Origin of the sequence: Mycolicibacter heraklionensis (assembly GCF_019645815.1) — a bacterium.
Lineage (GTDB): Bacteria > Actinomycetota > Actinomycetes > Mycobacteriales > Mycobacteriaceae > Mycobacterium > Mycobacterium heraklionense.
The window spans coordinates 2,183,685-2,198,791 of record NZ_CP080997.1 but is presented as its reverse complement, the minus strand read 5'-3'; the positions used below and the strand labels follow the sequence as shown (position 1 = coordinate 2,198,791).

Sequence of the window (15,107 nt, the reverse complement as noted above, 5' to 3'; positions counted from 1 at the left end):
GTCCATCATGGAGGGGTGATCCTGGCGAGTGGCGCACACACCTCGCTGATGCATGGCTGGATCCCGGTCACGGTGCAGGCGGCGGCGGTGTTGTCGCTGATTGTGGCCGTGGGCTGGCGGTCGCGGCGCTGGCTGGGGCGGCTTCCGCTGATCGGCGGCGTGGGGCTCGCCGCGGCGGCGTGCGCGTATTGGTTTGTCGCCGACGACGGTCTGTCCGGGCAGCCGCCGCCGCTAACCCTGTGGCTGTGGATCGCGCTGACCGGCGCCGCCGCGGCGCTGCTGGTCCTGGGCTGGGCAGGTGCGGCCTGGTGGCGCCGCGGCATATCCCTGCTGGCGGTGCCGCTGTGTCTGGCCAGCACGGGATTGACGCTCAACGCCTGGGTTGGCTACTTCCCGACTGCGCAGAGCGCCTGGGATCAGCTGACGTCCGGCCCACTGCCGGATCAGAGCGACATGGCCACGGTGAACGCGCTAGCCGGCTCGGGCACACTGCCCGAGCGCGGCCATGTGCTGCAGGTGACGATTCCCGCGGACGCCTCGCATTTCAAGCATCGCGGTGAGCTGGTGTACCTGCCGCCGGTGTGGTTCGCCCAGAGTCCGCCGCCGGCGCTGCCGGCCGTGATGATGATCGGCGGCGAGTTCAACACGCCCGCCGACTGGCTGCGCTCCGGGGGCGCGATCAAGGCCGTCGACGACTTCGCGGCAGCACACCACGGCAACGCACCGGTGCTGGTATTCGTCGATTCGGGCGGCTCCTTCAACAACGACACCGAATGCGTCAACGGCCCACGCGGTAACGCCGCCGACCATCTGACCGAAGACGTGGTGCCGTACGTGATCTCGCGCTTCGGCGTCAGCCCCGAACCGTCGCACTGGGGGGTGGTCGGCTGGTCCATGGGCGGCACCTGCGCGGTCGACCTGACCACGATGCATCCCGACAAGTTCAACGCCTTTGTCGACATCGCCGGCGACCTCAGCCCCAACGCGGGAACCCGCTCCCAGACCATCAACCGGCTGTTCGGCGGCAGCGTCGATGCCTGGGCGGCGTTCGACCCTTCGACGGTGATCGCCAAGCACGGCCGATATTCCGGGGTTTCGGGATGGTTCGCGGTCAACGGCAGCGCCAGCACGTCCGACACCGGCGGCCAGCTCGCCGCCGCGAAGTCGCTGTGCACGCTGGGCCAGGTCAATGGCATCGACTGCGCCGTGATCACCGAACCGGGCCAGCATGACTGGCCGTTCGCCGGGCGGGTGTTCACCCACGCGCTGCCGTGGCTGGCCGCCCGGCTGAACACCCCGGGCGTGCAACCGGTTCCGTTCCCGGACGCGTCGCGTGACGCGGCTCGCCACCTTACCCAGACAGGCCGGTGATCCGCCCGATGCCGACCATCACCCGCATCCGCCGCGCGATGTTCGCCCGGCACGCCAACCCGTGGAGCGCCTGGACCCGCTGGGCGACGACGCCGCTGATCCTGGTCCCGGTGTGGCGACGGTCATGGCGGGATGCGGCGTGGGTGTCGGTGTGGTTCGCGCTGAACCCGATGATCTTCCCGGCGCCGGCCGATCAAGCGGCGTGGTCGACCCGCGCGATGCTCGGCGAGGAACAGTGGATCATCGCCCGGCCGCGAGACGCCGCACTGCTGGTGAATCTGGCCGGCGGCGCGGCGACCGCGGCGGCGCTGCTCTACGCCCGACGGCGACGGCTCGGGCCGACGGTGATCGCGACGGTGGTGGCGATGGCGCTGACCATGGGCTACTGGGCATTGATGGTCCGCTACTTCGATCGCCGGCGGTAACGTGACGACCATGGGTGACGATCCGAGCGACCCGCAGCCCGACACCGGATACGACGGCTCCGGCGTGCCGACCTTCGAATCGGTGCGCGACAAGATCGAGCGCCGCTTTGAGACCTCGATCGGCGCTCAGGAGCTGGATGCCGAGACCCCGGAAGGCCGCACCGTCGAGAAGCAGTTCGAGGACCGCCAGCGCGCGGCCGCCGACCGGTTGGAGCAGATCCGCAAGTCCATGCGCGAGGGTGAGCACTGACCGGTGCGGACCTTTACCGTCGCCGAGCGGCGAAACCGTTTGGCGCGCCGGCATTTTCTGGCACCCGATACCGCAGCTGAGTCGATAGCCACGATCACGGCAACACTGGTCGGGCTGCACGCCACCGATCCCGCTACCCCGTACCTGTCGCTGTGGGCGCGGCATTCCCCATTCGCCGTGACCGACCTGGACGACGCCTTTTATGAAAAGCGTTCACTGGTCAAGCATCTGGCGATGCGCCGCACACTGTGGGTTTTCGATCCCGCCGACCTGCCCGCCGTGCAGGCCGCGGCCAGCGACCGGGTGGCCGACACCGAACGGCGGCGGCTGATCGCCGATGTGGCCAAAGCGGGTGTGGCCGATGACGGCGAAGAATGGCTGGCCCGGGCCGCCGCCGCGGTGCTACGGCACCTCGATGAGCATGGCCCGGCGAGCAGCATCGCGCTGCGCGCGGCCCTGCCCGAACTGGCCGGTACCTACGATCCCGCGCCCGGTAAGTCCTACGGCGGCCAGACCCATCTGGCGCCGCGCGCACTGACCGTGCTGGGCGCGCAGGGCCACATCGTGCGGGGGCCCAACGACGGAGGCTGGACCTCGTCGCGACCACAGTGGGCGATCGCGGCGAGCTGGCTCGGTGATCCCGCTGCCCCGATGACCGCCGAGCCGGCGCAGACCCAGCTGATCCGCACCTGGCTGCGAGCGTTCGGCCCGGCCACCGCCGACGACATCAAGTGGTGGTTCGGCACCACCAAGACCGTGGTCCGCAGGGCGTTGAGCGAGATCGGCGCGGTGGACGTCGACCTGCACGGCACGCCGGGGTATGCGCTGGCCGACGACCTGGAGCCCGAGCCCGAGCCTGAGCCGTGGGGTGCGCTGCTGCCGGGGCTCGACGTCACCACGATGGGCTGGTATCACCGCGACTGGTACCTCGGCGAGCACCGCGGCCAGCTCTTCGACAACAACGGCAACGCCGGCCCCACGGTGTGGTGGAACGGGCGGATCGTCGGCGGCTGGTATCAGAATGCGGCTGCCGAGGTGCAACTGCAGCTGCTCGAGGACCCGGGCAGCGCGGCCCGCTCTGCGCTGGAGAAGCGGGCGCAGGAGCTCACCGCGTGGCTGGACGGGGTGCGGGTGCCGCCGCGGTTCCCGTCGCCGCTGGTGAAGGCGGCGCGGTGATATATGGTACTGGTACCATAACCATATGGCACTGAAAAAGACGACGGTGATGGTCGACGAGGACGACTTGGCGGTGATCAAAGAGGCTGCCGCGAGGAACGGACGACCCGAGTCCGAGTACTTTCGCGAAGCCTTCCACCTCGCCGCCCTAAGGGCCCGTCGCTGGTCTGAAGACTGGGACATTCCCGTGCTGAGCTTCGGGCATCCGGTGACAGCTGACGAGATCCATCAGGTGGTCGCGGAAGCTTCCGCAGACAGCGCGGGATGATCGTCGTCGCTGACACATCCGGATTGGTGGCCGCGTTCAACTCCGCCGACCCGGAGCATCTGGCCGCGCGGAAGGCGCTGGTCGACGCGGCACTCACCGTCGTCTCCCCGCTCGTCCTGCTGGAGATCGAACACGTCACCACCCGAAATGTCGGCAGGCAGGCGGCCCTGGCAATCAACGATTGGCTACTCGCGCAGGAGCGTACCGGCCGCGTCACCATCGCCACCGTTACGGCCTCCACATTGCGGACCGCTCGTACCGTGCAAAACCGTTACGCGGCACTGCGACTCGACCTCACCGATGCGATCTCCGTCGCGATGGCCGAACAGTATGAAACGGACGCGGTGCTCACGCTCGACCGTCGCGACTTCCGTGCCATCACGCCCCTGAACAACGTTCCGGCATTCCGGTTGCTGCCCGATGACGGTTAAGCGCTGGCCTTGCGGCGGCGCTTGGCGGCTTTGGCCGGCTTCGCCGGCGCGCCCAGTATTTCGGCGAGGAACTTGCCGGTGTAGCTCTCCGGAACCGCCACCACGTCCTCGGGTGTGCCGGTGGCCACCACCGTCCCACCGCCCGCGCCGCCTTCGGGCCCCATGTCGATGATCCAGTCGGCGGTCTTGATCACGTCCAGGTTGTGCTCGATGACGATCACGGTGTTGCCCTTGTCGACCAGGCCGTTGATGACGCCCAGCAGTTTGGCGATGTCCTCGAAATGCAGGCCGGTGGTGGGCTCGTCGAGGATGTAGACCGTCCGCCCGGTGGAACGCTTCTGCAGCTCGGAGGCCAGCTTCACCCGCTGTGCCTCTCCCCCGGACAGCGTCGGCGCCGGCTGGCCCAGCCGCACATATCCGAGCCCGACGTCGACCAGGGTGCGCAGGTAGCGATGGATGCCGGTGATCGGCGCGAAGAACTCCGCCGCCTCCTCGATGGACATGTCGAGCACCTCGGCGATGGTCTTGCCCTTGTAGTGCACCTCCAGGGTCTCCCGGTTGTAGCGGGCGCCGTGGCAGACCTCGCAGGGCACGTAGACGTCGGGCAGGAAGTTCATCTCGATCTTGATGGTGCCGTCACCGGTGCACGCCTCGCAGCGGCCGCCCTTGACGTTGAACGAGAACCGGCCGGGCTGATAACCGCGGACCTTGGCCTCGGTGGTGGCGGCGAACAGGGTGCGGATCTTGTCGAACACCCCGGTGTAGGTGGCCGGGTTGGAGCGCGGCGTACGCCCGATCGGTGACTGGTCCACCCGCACCAGCTTGTCCAGGTGATCGAGTCCGGTGATCCGGGTGTGCCGGCCGGGCACCAGCCGGGCGCCGTTGAGCTTGTTGGCCAGCACCGTCGCCAGGATGTCGTTGACCAGGGTCGACTTGCCCGAGCCGGAGACCCCGGTGACCGCGGTGAGCACGCCGAGCGGAAACGCCACGTCCACACCGGACAGGTTGTGCTCGCGCGCCCCGACCACTCCGAGTTGGCGCTTGGCGTCCACCGGCCGGCGGATCTCTGGCACCGCAATGCTTTTCGCGCCGGACAGGTAGGCGCCGGTGATCGAGTCGGCGTTGGCCAGCAGCTCGCTGTAGGGGCCGCTGTGCACGATCTTGCCGCCGTGCTCGCCGGCCGCCGGGCCGATGTCGACGATCCAGTCGGCGTGCGCGATGGTGTCCAGGTCATGCTCGACGACGATCAGGGTGTTGCCCAGATCGCGCAGCCGCACCAGGGTTTCGATCAGCCGCCGGTTGTCGCGCTGATGCAGCCCGATCGACGGCTCGTCGAGCACGTAGAGCACCCCGACCAGGCCCGAACCGATCTGGGTGGCCAGCCGAATGCGTTGCGCCTCGCCACCGGACAGGGTTCCGGCGGCGCGGGACAGCGTCAGGTACTCCAGGCCGACGTCGAGCAGGAAGCTCAGCCGGGACTGGATCTCCTTGAGCACCTGCCCGGCGATGGCCTGCTCGCGGGGACCCAGGGTCAGCGCGTTGAGGAAGTCCGAGCAGTCCGCGATCGACAGCTCACTCACCTGCGCAATGGATTTGCTGCCGTAGTCGCCCGCGGCGAGCGTCACTGCGAGGATCTCCGGCTTGAGTCGGGTGCCGGCGCATTCCGGGCACGGCACGTCACGCATGAACCCGGCGTAGCGTTCCTTCATCTGCTCGGATTCGGTCTGCTCCATCTTGCGCTGCAGGAACGCCATCACACCTTCGAAATCGGTGTAGTAGGAGCGGGTGCGGCCATAGCGGTTGCGGTAGCGCACGTGCACCTGCTCGTCGGAGCCCTCCAGGATCGCCTTGCGGGCCTTGGCCGGCAGTTTGCGCCACGGGGTGTCGACGTCGAAGCCCATCGCCTCACCGAGGCTGGCCATCATCCGGGTGAAGTACTCACTGGTGGGGCCCATCGACCACGGCACCACCGCGCCCTCGGCCAGGGTGCGGTCCGGGTCGGGCACCACCAGGTCGGCGTCGACCTCCTTGCGGATGCCCAGGCCCGCGCACTCCGGGCAGGCCCCGTAGGGCGAGTTGAACGAGAACGACCGCGGCTCCAGGTCGTCGACCGACAGCGCGTGGCCGTTGGGGCAGGCCAGCTTCTCGGAGAACCGCTGCTCGCGGTGCGGGTGGTCGTCTTCCCGGTCGACGAACTCCAGCACCACGATGCCGTCGGCGAGGCCCAGCGCGGTCTCCACCGAGTCGGTGAGCCGCTGCTTGGCCGACTCCTTAACTGTGAGGCGGTCCACGACCACCTCGATGTCGTGCTTCTCCTGCTTCTTGAGCTTGGGTGGATCGGTCAGCGAATGCACCACGCCGTCCACCCGCACCCGGCTGTAGCCCTGGGAGTTCAGCTTCTCGAAGAGGTCGGCGAACTCCCCCTTGCGGGTGCGCACCACCGGCGCCAGCACCTGGAACCGCAGACCCTCGTCCATGGCCAGCACCTGGTCGACGATCTGCTGCGGGGTCTGGCGGGCGATCCGCTCGCCACAGACCGGGCAGTGCGGGGTCCCGGCCCGCGCGTAGAGCAGCCGCAGGTAGTCATAGACCTCGGTGATGGTGCCGACCGTCGAGCGCGGGTTGCGGTTGGTGGACTTCTGGTCGATGGACACCGCCGGCGACAGGCCCTCGATGAAGTCGACATCGGGCTTGTCCATCTGGCCCAGGAACTGGCGGGCGTAGGCCGACAGGGATTCGACGTAGCGGCGCTGGCCCTCGGCGAAGATGGTGTCGAAGGCCAGCGAGGATTTACCCGAACCGGACAACCCGGTGAACACGATCAGCGCGTCGCGCGGCAGATCCAGGTCCACACTGCGCAGGTTGTGTTCACGCGCACCCTTGACGATCAGCCGGTCAGCCACGGGTCCATGCTAGGTGGCGCTACCGACAACCAGCTCAGGGCCAGTACCGTGGCGGACATGACCTCCAAGATCGCGGTTGACGACAACTACACCGGACACGTCGAACCCGGTACCGCGGCGAGGCGCACCCTGCCCGGGGCCACGATCATCAAGGCCTCGGTGGGGCCGATGGACAACAACGCCTACCTGGTGACCTGCACCAACACCGGCAAGACACTGCTGATCGACGCGGCCAACGACGCCGAGAACCTGGTGGCGCTGGTGCGCGAGTACGCCCCGGACGTGGCGCTGATCGTCACCAGCCACCAGCACTTCGACCACTGGCAGGCGCTGACCGCGCTGGCCGAGGCCACCGGGGCTCCGACGGCCGCGCACGCCCTGGACGCCGAACCGCTGCCGGTGAAACCGGACCGCATCCTGGCCGACGGCGACACCGTGACCGTGGGCGATCTGGGCTTCGACGTGATCCATCTGCAGGGCCACACCGAGGGGTCGGTGGCGCTGGCGCTGGACGGCCCGGCCACCGGCGGTGTGACCCAACTGTTTACTGGCGACTGCCTCTTTCCGGGCGGAGTCGGGAAGACTTGGCAGCCCGGGGATTTCGAGCGCCTGCTGGGTGATGTGAGCCGCAAGGTGTTCGACCGGTTCGGCGACGACACCGTCGTCTACCCCGGGCACGGAGACGACACCGTGTTGGGGGTCGAGCGCCCGCATCTTGCCGAATGGCGCGAACGGGGTTGGTGATATCCGGGGATTACCCGGTGGTGTGAACGATCAGCACGTCGATCTTGGAGCGCCGCGACACGTTGGCCGGCACCGAACCGAGCAGCCGCCCGGCGATGGTGCTCAGGCCGACATTGCCGACCACCAGCAGGTCGGCCTTGACCGACTCGGCCAGCTCCACCAGCGCGTCGACCGGGGCACCGACGATGGCCCGCTCCTCCACCTCGTAGGCGCCGGCAGCGATAGCCCGCTCCTTGGCCTCCTTGAGGATGGCGTAGATCGGGGCGTTGCCCGAGGCCTTGTAGCCCTCGTCCTTGAGAGCGTCGGCGGCGCGGGGGTCGTCGGCGTGCGGCAGGTAGGCAGTGGCGATGACGACCTTGGAGCCCTCAGCCGATGCCAGGTGAGCCGCACGGTCGACGGCGCGCAGCGACGAGTCCGAGCCGTCCGTACCGACCACCACGGTCTTGTAGCCGCTCATTCGTAACCCTCCCGGTGCATTGGTCGCCTGTTCGCAAATTGAGCCATGGCGACATTAACGCGTCGACGGCCTCGATGGGGGCGATTGACGTCACATGTCGTTTGCGCCGCGGTGCGCGCAGCCGTCTGACCGGCCAGAAAGCCCGGTTTGACGGTCCTCGTGACGTAGCTGACATGTCGTGTCGACCGGTAGCGTGGAGTGTTATCACCGTCACCGCTACCGACAGCACAGATAGCGTCCCGTGGAGTGGTGGACTTCGGATCGGACGTGGTTCATGCGTCGTGATCGACGAGTCATGGTGAACGCTAAGCGATTTGGTGTTGTTTGGCAAGCGCTTCGGCGGTGTGTTTCTTGGCGATGACGGTGCGTAGTTCGTCCATGGAGACATCGGAGAGATAGCGGCGGGTGACCTGCCATTCGTCGTGGGCTTCGATGACTACCGCCGTCGCCAGGCGCAGGAACGCCGCGGGGTTGGGGAAGATCTCCACGACATCGGCCCGGCGCTTGATCTCCTTGTTCAACCGTTCTATGGGGTTGTTCGACCAGATCTTCTGCCAGTGGGCCTTCGGGAACGCGGTGAACGCCAGCACATCGGTCTTGGCCTCGCCCATCATGGCCGCGACCTTCGGAAACGATTCGGCGAGGGTGTCGGCGACGCGGTCCCACTGGTCGCCGACTCCCTCGGGGTCGGTGTGGGCGAAGATCGTCTTGACCGCCGCGGTCACCGCGGGGGCATGCTTCGCGGCCACGGCGGTGTGCAGGTTACGCATGAAATGCACCCGGCACCGCTGCCACGACGACCCACTGAACTGTTGGGCCACCGCAGCTTTCAAGCCCGCATGGGCATCGGAAATCACCAGGTGCACCCCGGACAGACCACGCGATTTGAGCGAGGCGAGGAACTCCCGCCAGAACTCGAAGGACTCGCTATCGCCGACAGCGGTGCCCAGCACCTCGCGGGTGCCGTCGATCGAGACCCCGGTGGCCACCACCAGGGCCTGGGAGACCACATGCGCCCCGACCCGCACCTTGCAGAACGTGGCGTCGCAGAACACGTACGGAAACTGCGTGTGAGCCAGGCTGCGGGTGCGAAACGCCTCGATCTCGGTATCGAGGCTTGGCGCAGATCCGGGAGACCTCCGACTTGGACACCCCGGATTCGACGCCCATCGCGGCTACCAGGTCATCGACGCTGCGCGTGGACACCCCGTGCACGTAGGCCTCCATGATCACCGCGTGCAGGGCCTTGTCGATGCGGCGGCGGCGTTCCAGCAGCGACGGGAAAAACGAGCTAAGCCCGCAGCTTGGGGATGCCCACCTCGATATCGCCGCGGTTGTGGCCACCGTCTTGGGGCGGTGCCCGTTGCGCTGCGTGCTACGCCCGCCGGTGCGCTCGTAGCGGCCGGCCCCGATCGCCTCGGTGGCCTCGGCCTCGATCAGCGCCTGCAGCCCGGCGCGGATCAGCTCAGCGAACACCGCACCGGAGTCGGCGGACTTGAGTGCATCGAGCTGGGCCAGCAGGGCAGAATGGTTCTGGGTCATCGCGTCGTGTGTCTTCCTGTTGAGTCACTTGGTAGGTAACTCACCGATCACTACGCGATGGCCCACCCCAACACCGGCACCGACACACCCGGGACCTTCAACCCTGGCCGGACCGCCTCCCGAAACCCCACCACCCCAGGGGACTTACCCACAGCACACGCCGTTGAGCCAGGTATTGAGCCCGGCCCCGGTGCGTACGGATGCGGGCCCGCCACCCCGCCCGCCGCCCTCACCGGACGCGGCCGTAATCGCCGTAGCGGCAACGTTGATCAGCGTGATCGGTGCGAGCCGGCCGTCTCTGTGGTTCGACGAGGCAGCCACCATTTCGGCGTCGACGCACCGCTCACTTCCGGAACTGTGGCGATTGCTCACCCACATCGACGCGGTGCACGGGCTGTATTACCTATTCATGCACGGCTGGTTTGCCGTCTTCCCCGCGACCGAATTCTGGTCGCGGGTGCCGAGCAGTCTGGCAGTCGGGCTAGGGGCCGCCGGTGTGGTGGTGCTGGCACGCGGGTTCACCGGCCGACAGGTATCGGTCTGCGCCGGTGCGCTTTACGCGATATTGCCGAGGATGACATGGGCCGGCGTCGAGGCACGCCCCTATGCGTTCTCGGCGATGGCCGCGGTCTGGCTCACCGTGCTGTGGGTGACCGCGGCCCGGCGCAACACCGTGCGACTGTGGACGGGCTACGGCGTGGCGCTCGTGGCGGCGACGCTGCTGAACACCTTCACCGTGCTGATGGTGGCGGTACACGCGGTGGCGCTGCGTGCGGTGGGGGGCGAGGGTTCGGCGAGGCGGAGATGGGCAACGGCGGCCGGTATCGCGTTGGCCGCGCTGGCCCCGTTCCTCTGGTTCAGCCAGGGGCAGATCCGGCAGGTCGCCTGGATCCGGCCGTTGAGCCCGCACACCGTCATCGAAATCGTCGAGCAGCAGTACTTCGACAACAGTGTGCCGTTCGCAATCCTGGCCTGGCTGGTGCTCGCCGCCGCCGTCGTGTCCGTTCGGACCGGCACCCGCCGGGCCCCTGACGACGACGCACGACGGCTGGTGGTGCTGTGCGTGGCCTGGATCCTCATTCCCACCGTGGCCACGCTGGCCTATTCGGTGCTGGTGAAACCCGTTTACTACCCGCGGTATTTGATCAGCACCGCTCCGGCGATGGCGATCGCGCTGGCGATCGCGGTCACCACAATCGTTGGTTCGCGCCGCGCCGTCATCGGCGTCGTCGCACTGCTGGCGATCGCGGCAGTGCCCAATTACATTGCCAATCAACGCGATCGCTACACCAAGGAGAAGGGCTGGGACTACAGCGCGGTGGCCGACGTGATCGTCGCGCACGCCCAGCCCGGCGACTGCCTGCTGATCGACAACACCACCAGGTGGCTACCCGGCCCGATCCGGGCGCTGACCGCGGCGCGCCCCGAGGCGTTCGCGAAGCTGACCGACCCCGGCCTCGGCCCGCACCGCCAAACTTTGGGGCAACTGTGGGACGGACACCTGTCGGTGTCGGCACTGAAGGACCAGTTCGACCGCTGCCCGACGATCTGGGCGATCACCGATCACGACCGCAGCCTGCCGGCCCATCAGGCGGCAGCGGCGCTGCCGGTGGGCACCCGGTTCGCCCGCACACCCGACGGTCAGATGCTGCACGCGCTGCGCTTCTACGCCGTGGAACGCTGGCAGTTCACCTTCGCCCAGGTGATCAAAGCCAGCCGGTAACCACTAGATGCAGCAGTTGGGGTCCAGGGCCGCGCACAAAGCCTGCAAGGCATCCGGCCGCACCCGGTGAAACATGTTCATCCCCCGCCGGTCCGACACCACAAAACCGGCCTTACGCAGCTGCGTCAGGTGGTGGCTGACCGTGGATTCACTCAAGCCCAGGACCGTGGCCAGGTCGCCGGACTTCTCCTCTCCGGCGGTCGAGCTGAACAGATACGACACGATCTTGACCCGAACCGGATCCGCTAACGCCTTGAGCCGCAAAGCGATCTGCAATGCATCGGTGTCAGTCATGGGCCCTGCGGCAACCGGGGCGCAACACACCGGCGCGGTCGTGTCGATCACCGGCAACGCTTTCGGCATGCATCCATACTGACATACTTCATTGACATATATCGAAATGGCGGGCAGGCTGACCCCGGGATCGCTAGTTCGACATATGTCTTACAACCGGAGGTGGTTGCCATGTCCCGCGTACAACTCGCACTCAACGTCGACGACCTCGATGCCGCAATCGCGTTCTACTCCCGGCTGTTCGGTACCGAGCCGGCCAAGGTCAAACCCGGCTACGCCAATTTCGCGATCGCCGACCCGCCGCTGAAGCTGGTGCTGCTGGAAAGTCCGGGCCACGGCGGGACGCTGAACCACCTCGGCATCGAGGTGCCCTCGAGCGAGATCGTCCACGAGGAGATCACCCGCCTGAGCGAATCGGGCCTGTTGACCGAGGAGGAGATGGGCACCACCTGCTGCTACGCCACTCAGGACAAGGTCTGGGTCAGCGGCCCGGACCGAGAACGCTGGGAGGTCTACACCAAGATCGCCGATACCGACTCTGCCGCAGCCCCGGCCTCGTGCTGCTGATGGTCGACGACGCCACGGCAATGCACTCGGCCGCGACCACTCGGCTGTCCACCCTGAACCGATTGCTGCCGTTCTGGATCGGACTGGCCATGGCCGCCGGCCTGATCTTGGGACGGATGATCCCGGGCCTGGGTGACGACCTCAGCGCGGTGCAGATCGACAGGATCTCACTGCCGATCGCGGTCGGGCTGCTGATCATGATGTATCCCGTGCTGGCCAAGGTCCGCTACGACCGGCTCGACACCGTCACCTCCGACCGGCGACTGCTGGTCAGCTCGCTACTGCTCAACTGGGTTGTCGGTCCAGCGGTGATGTTCGCCCTGGCATGGCTGCTGCTGGCCGATCTGCCCGAATACCGCACCGGGCTCATCGTGGTCGGGTTGGCCCGCTGTATCGCGATGGTCATCATCTGGAACGACCTGGCCTGCGGGGACCGCGAAGCCGCCGCCGTCCTCGTCGCGCTCAACTCGATCTTCCAAGTCGTGATGTTCGCCGTGCTGGGCTGGTTCTACCTTTCCGTGCTGCCCGGCTGGGTGGGACTGCCCCAGACAAGCATCGCGGTCTCTCCGTGGCAGATCGCCAAGTCCGTGGCCATCTTCCTCGGCATACCGCTGGCCGCCGGCTTCTTGACTCGCCGCTGGGCCGAACGCACCAAGGGCCGCGACTGGTATGAAAGCCGGCTGTTGCCGCGGATCGGACCCTGGGCGCTGTACGGCCTGCTCGGCACGATCGTCATCCTTTTCGCGTTACAAGGCGATCAGATCACCCGCCACCCCGTCGACGTGATCCGTATCGCGATCCCGCTGCTGGCCTATTTCGCGGTCATGTGGGGTGGCGGCTACCTCGTCGGGGCCGCTCTCGGCCTGGGCTATGCGCGCACCACCACCTTGGCGTTCACCGCCGCGGGCAACAATTTCGAACTCGCCATCGCGGTGGCGATCGCTACGTGGGGCGCCGCCAGTGGACAGGCACTCGCCGGGGTGGTCGGGCCCCTGATCGAGGTGCCCGTCCTGGTCGGTCTGGTCTACGCGTCGCTGGCCCTGCGGTCCCGCTTCACCGCAGCCACCAGACCCAGCGTGTTGTTCGTCTGCGTGCACAACGCCGGTCGGTCACAAATGGCCGCGGCACTGCTGCGCCATCTCGCCGGAGACCGCATCGAGGTTCGTTCCGCCGGTACTGAACCCGCCGACCAGCTCAACCCCGGCGCCGTTGCTGCCATGGCCGAAATCGGAATCGACCTCACCACCAGCACACCCAAGGTCCTCACCGCCGACGCCGTCGAGTCCAGCGACGTCGTCATCACCATGGGCTGCGGTGACACCTGTCCCTACTTCCCGGGCGTGACCTACCGCGACTGGAAACTCGATGATCCGGCCGGTCAGCCCCTCGACACTGTCCGCGCCATCCGCGACGACATCGCCAACTACGTCAACACGCTCATCGCCGAACTCTTGCCAGGTGTGGCACCGCGTCAGGCGGTGCCGCCGACGAGTTCGCCGGCACCCCGGCTGGCCCGATAGGCGACCACGAATCCCAGGGCGGCGAGCACGGCGAAGATCGCGAACAGCCAGCGGGCCGCGGGCTGGCCGGCGCTCATCGCGGTGTTGACCACCAGGCCGGCGATGCCGGCGCCGAACGCCCCGCCGATCAACGTGACGGTGTTGACCGCAGCGGCGGCGGTACCGCCCTCGGCCGGATCGTCGACGCAGCTCATCGCCCACGCCGACAGGTGCGGCCAGCCGGCGCCGACGCCGATACCCACGACCAGCAGTGCCAGCGCCCAGATCGCGGCGACCGCGGTCGGGTTGTAATGGCTCATCCGGGCGAACGCGACCACCGCCAGACCCGCCGACATCACCAGCGGCGCGCTGATCACCAGGCCGATGACCACTCGCACCTTGCTCACCGACGCGCTGGCGATCTCGCTGAACGTCCAGCCGGTCGACAGCGCGGCGCCCAGGAAGCCGGCCATCACCGGCGGCAGGTGAGCCAGCCGCTGCCCGAGCAGCGGGATGTACAGGTTGGCCTTCGTGGTGGCCATCAGCAGGCCCAGCGTCAGGTAGATCCACTTCTCCCGGCCCGGGTGGAACGCGCTGGACGGCAGCACCGCCGACGACGAGCGCCGGTCCACGACCAGGAACAGCCCCAGCAGGATGGCGCCCGCGACCAGCAGACCTGCCGCACCGACGAGACTGCGCGGCAACTGCGCGACACTGACCGCCAGCGCGGCGCCGCCCAGCAGCAGCAGCGACCGCACCGGGATCTTCATCGGCTCGCCGCGGTGCCCGCTGGTCCCGGCCGGCAGCACCACGCTCACTGCCACGCCCATCGCCACGGTCAGCATCGCCATGACACCGAACGCCCACCGCCAGATACCGAACTGCGCGAACAGGCCGCCGGCCGCCGGGCCAACCAGGGTGCCGATCCCCCACATGGCCGAGACCAGTCCCGACGCCCGGGTCCACAACCAGCTGGGTAGGACCGCGTTGATCAGCGCCCACCCCAGCCCGGCCAACAGGCCGCCGCCTATGCCCTGCAGGGTGCGACCGACCAGCAGAACTTCCATCTCGGGCGCCAGCGCACAGAGCACCGTGCCCAGGCCGAACGACAGCAGACCCATCAGGTAGGCCGCGCGGGACCCCACCCGGACCAGCACCGCGTTGGCCGCGGCTGCGGCGATCACGGATCCGACCAGGTACAGGGTGGTCACCCAGGCGTAAAACCGCTCACCGCCGATGTCCTTGATCGTGTTGGGCAGCAGGCTGATCGTCAGGAACTCATTGGTGGCGTACAGCGCCACACCACCGGCCAGCACGGCCGCGGTGCCCAGATAGCGCTTACCGAGCAGCTCACGCCAGCTGCCAGTGCTAACAGCGGGCTCATGCACCACCGCTTCAGTCAGTTCCACCACCGCTTGCAGTCAATCACGGATCACCATCACACGCGAAAATGGATC

At 67.7% G+C, this 15,107-nt stretch carries 15 protein-coding genes and 1 pseudogene; 10 read left to right on the top strand and 6 right to left on the bottom strand.

The genetic code is table 11. The annotated features are described in order from the left end of the window. The first annotated feature begins 48 nt into the window (after positions 1-48). Genes K3U94_RS10285 through K3U94_RS10260 form a run of 6 tightly spaced genes read left to right on the top strand, consistent with a single transcriptional unit; the run spans position 49 to position 3,921 of the window. Entirely contained in the window at positions 49-1,371 is a 1,323-nt protein-coding gene (locus K3U94_RS10285) for an alpha/beta hydrolase (protein WP_220696755.1), read from the top strand. Positions 1,372-1,379: 8 nt separating this feature from the next. Then, positions 1,380-1,796, top strand: coding sequence for a DUF6653 family protein (locus K3U94_RS10280; protein WP_230987535.1), 417 nt, complete (start codon positions 1,380-1,382; stop codon positions 1,794-1,796). Between the two features lie 10 nt (positions 1,797-1,806). Next, on the top strand, positions 1,807-2,046 hold the full coding sequence (locus K3U94_RS10275) for a hypothetical protein (protein WP_220696397.1): 240 nt from the start codon (positions 1,807-1,809) through the stop codon (positions 2,044-2,046). 3 nt (positions 2,047-2,049) lie between these two features. Continuing rightward, a complete protein-coding gene (locus K3U94_RS10270) occupies positions 2,050-3,222 on the top strand; it encodes a winged helix DNA-binding domain-containing protein (RefSeq protein WP_220696396.1) in 1,173 nt (390 codons plus the stop codon). 25 nt (positions 3,223-3,247) lie between these two features. Then, positions 3,248-3,490 (top strand): ribbon-helix-helix protein, CopG family, encoded by a 243-nt coding sequence (locus K3U94_RS10265; RefSeq protein WP_047320996.1) that lies wholly within the window; start codon positions 3,248-3,250, stop codon positions 3,488-3,490. Further along, positions 3,487-3,921, top strand: coding sequence for a type II toxin-antitoxin system VapC family toxin (locus K3U94_RS10260; RefSeq protein WP_220696395.1), 435 nt, complete (start codon positions 3,487-3,489; stop codon positions 3,919-3,921). Before K3U94_RS10265 ends, K3U94_RS10260 begins: the two co-directional genes overlap by 4 nt. On the opposite strand, the gene uvrA is transcribed toward K3U94_RS10260, so the two are convergent. Beyond that, on the bottom strand, positions 3,918-6,824 hold the full coding sequence (uvrA, locus tag K3U94_RS10255; RefSeq protein WP_220696394.1) for an excinuclease ABC subunit UvrA: 2,907 nt from the start codon (positions 6,822-6,824) through the stop codon (positions 3,918-3,920). The genes K3U94_RS10260 and uvrA overlap by 4 nt on opposite strands. A 57-nt stretch (positions 6,825-6,881) precedes the next feature. On the opposite strand from uvrA, the gene K3U94_RS10250 reads away from it, so the two are divergent. Further along, positions 6,882-7,568, top strand: coding sequence for an MBL fold metallo-hydrolase (locus tag K3U94_RS10250; protein WP_220696393.1), 687 nt, complete (start codon positions 6,882-6,884; stop codon positions 7,566-7,568). A gap of 10 nt (positions 7,569-7,578) precedes the next feature. Here K3U94_RS10250 and K3U94_RS10245 read toward each other — a convergent pair whose 3' ends face one another. From K3U94_RS10245 to K3U94_RS24415, 3 genes and pseudogenes are all read right to left on the bottom strand, one after another. Then, the gene (locus K3U94_RS10245; protein WP_047321000.1) at positions 7,579-8,025 is read right to left on the bottom strand and encodes a universal stress protein; all 447 of its coding nucleotides are present in this window, start codon (positions 8,023-8,025) and stop codon (positions 7,579-7,581) included. A gap of 305 nt (positions 8,026-8,330) precedes the next feature. Next, on the bottom strand, positions 8,331-9,104 hold the full coding sequence (locus tag K3U94_RS24420; protein ID WP_434084923.1) for an IS256 family transposase: 774 nt from the start codon (positions 9,102-9,104) through the stop codon (positions 8,331-8,333). 100 nt (positions 9,105-9,204) lie between these two features. Further along, positions 9,205-9,567: pseudogene (locus K3U94_RS24415) on the bottom strand (transposase); the annotation flags it as partial. A gap of 274 nt (positions 9,568-9,841) precedes the next feature. Here K3U94_RS24415 and K3U94_RS10235 point away from each other — a divergent pair. After that, positions 9,842-11,290 (top strand): glycosyltransferase family 39 protein, encoded by a 1,449-nt coding sequence (locus K3U94_RS10235; protein ID WP_230987534.1) that lies wholly within the window; start codon positions 9,842-9,844, stop codon positions 11,288-11,290. A gap of 3 nt (positions 11,291-11,293) precedes the next feature. On the opposite strand, the gene K3U94_RS10230 is transcribed toward K3U94_RS10235, so the two are convergent. Then, a complete protein-coding gene (locus K3U94_RS10230; protein ID WP_220696391.1) occupies positions 11,294-11,653 on the bottom strand; it encodes an Rv2640c family ArsR-like transcriptional regulator in 360 nt (119 codons plus the stop codon). Between the two features lie 102 nt (positions 11,654-11,755). On the opposite strand from K3U94_RS10230, the gene K3U94_RS10225 reads away from it, so the two are divergent. Next, positions 11,756-12,151, top strand: a complete 396-nt coding sequence (locus K3U94_RS10225) for an ArsI/CadI family heavy metal resistance metalloenzyme (protein ID WP_220696390.1) — start codon at positions 11,756-11,758, stop codon at positions 12,149-12,151. Continuing rightward, positions 12,151-13,671 (top strand): ACR3 family arsenite efflux transporter, encoded by a 1,521-nt coding sequence (gene arsB / locus K3U94_RS10220; RefSeq protein ID WP_220696753.1) that lies wholly within the window; start codon positions 12,151-12,153, stop codon positions 13,669-13,671. The genes K3U94_RS10225 and arsB overlap by 1 nt, the downstream gene beginning before the upstream one ends. Here arsB and K3U94_RS10215 read toward each other — a convergent pair. Beyond that, positions 13,623-15,062 (bottom strand): MFS transporter, encoded by a 1,440-nt coding sequence (locus K3U94_RS10215; RefSeq protein WP_220696389.1) that lies wholly within the window; start codon positions 15,060-15,062, stop codon positions 13,623-13,625. The two genes, arsB and K3U94_RS10215, sit on opposite strands and share 49 nt — an antisense overlap. Between the last annotated feature and the right edge of the window lie 45 nt (positions 15,063-15,107).

Coding starts and splice junctions, on each gene's coding strand:
- K3U94_RS10285 (WP_220696755.1), top strand. CDS start 49: ATGCATGGCTGGATCCCGGTCACGGTGCAGGCGGCGGCGGTGTTGTCG.
- K3U94_RS10280 (WP_230987535.1), top strand. CDS start 1,380: ATGCCGACCATCACCCGCATCCGCCGCGCGATGTTCGCCCGGCACGCC.
- K3U94_RS10275 (WP_220696397.1), top strand. CDS start 1,807: ATGGGTGACGATCCGAGCGACCCGCAGCCCGACACCGGATACGACGGC.
- K3U94_RS10265 (WP_047320996.1), top strand. CDS start 3,248: ATGGCACTGAAAAAGACGACGGTGATGGTCGACGAGGACGACTTGGCG.
- K3U94_RS10260 (WP_220696395.1), top strand. CDS start 3,487: ATGATCGTCGTCGCTGACACATCCGGATTGGTGGCCGCGTTCAACTCC.
- K3U94_RS10250 (WP_220696393.1), top strand. CDS start 6,882: ATGACCTCCAAGATCGCGGTTGACGACAACTACACCGGACACGTCGAA.
- K3U94_RS10245 (WP_047321000.1), bottom strand. CDS start 8,025: ATGAGCGGCTACAAGACCGTGGTGGTCGGTACGGACGGCTCGGACTCG.
- K3U94_RS10230 (WP_220696391.1), bottom strand. CDS start 11,653: ATGCCGAAAGCGTTGCCGGTGATCGACACGACCGCGCCGGTGTGTTGC.
- K3U94_RS10225 (WP_220696390.1), top strand. CDS start 11,756: ATGTCCCGCGTACAACTCGCACTCAACGTCGACGACCTCGATGCCGCA.
- arsB (WP_220696753.1), top strand. CDS start 12,151: ATGGTCGACGACGCCACGGCAATGCACTCGGCCGCGACCACTCGGCTG.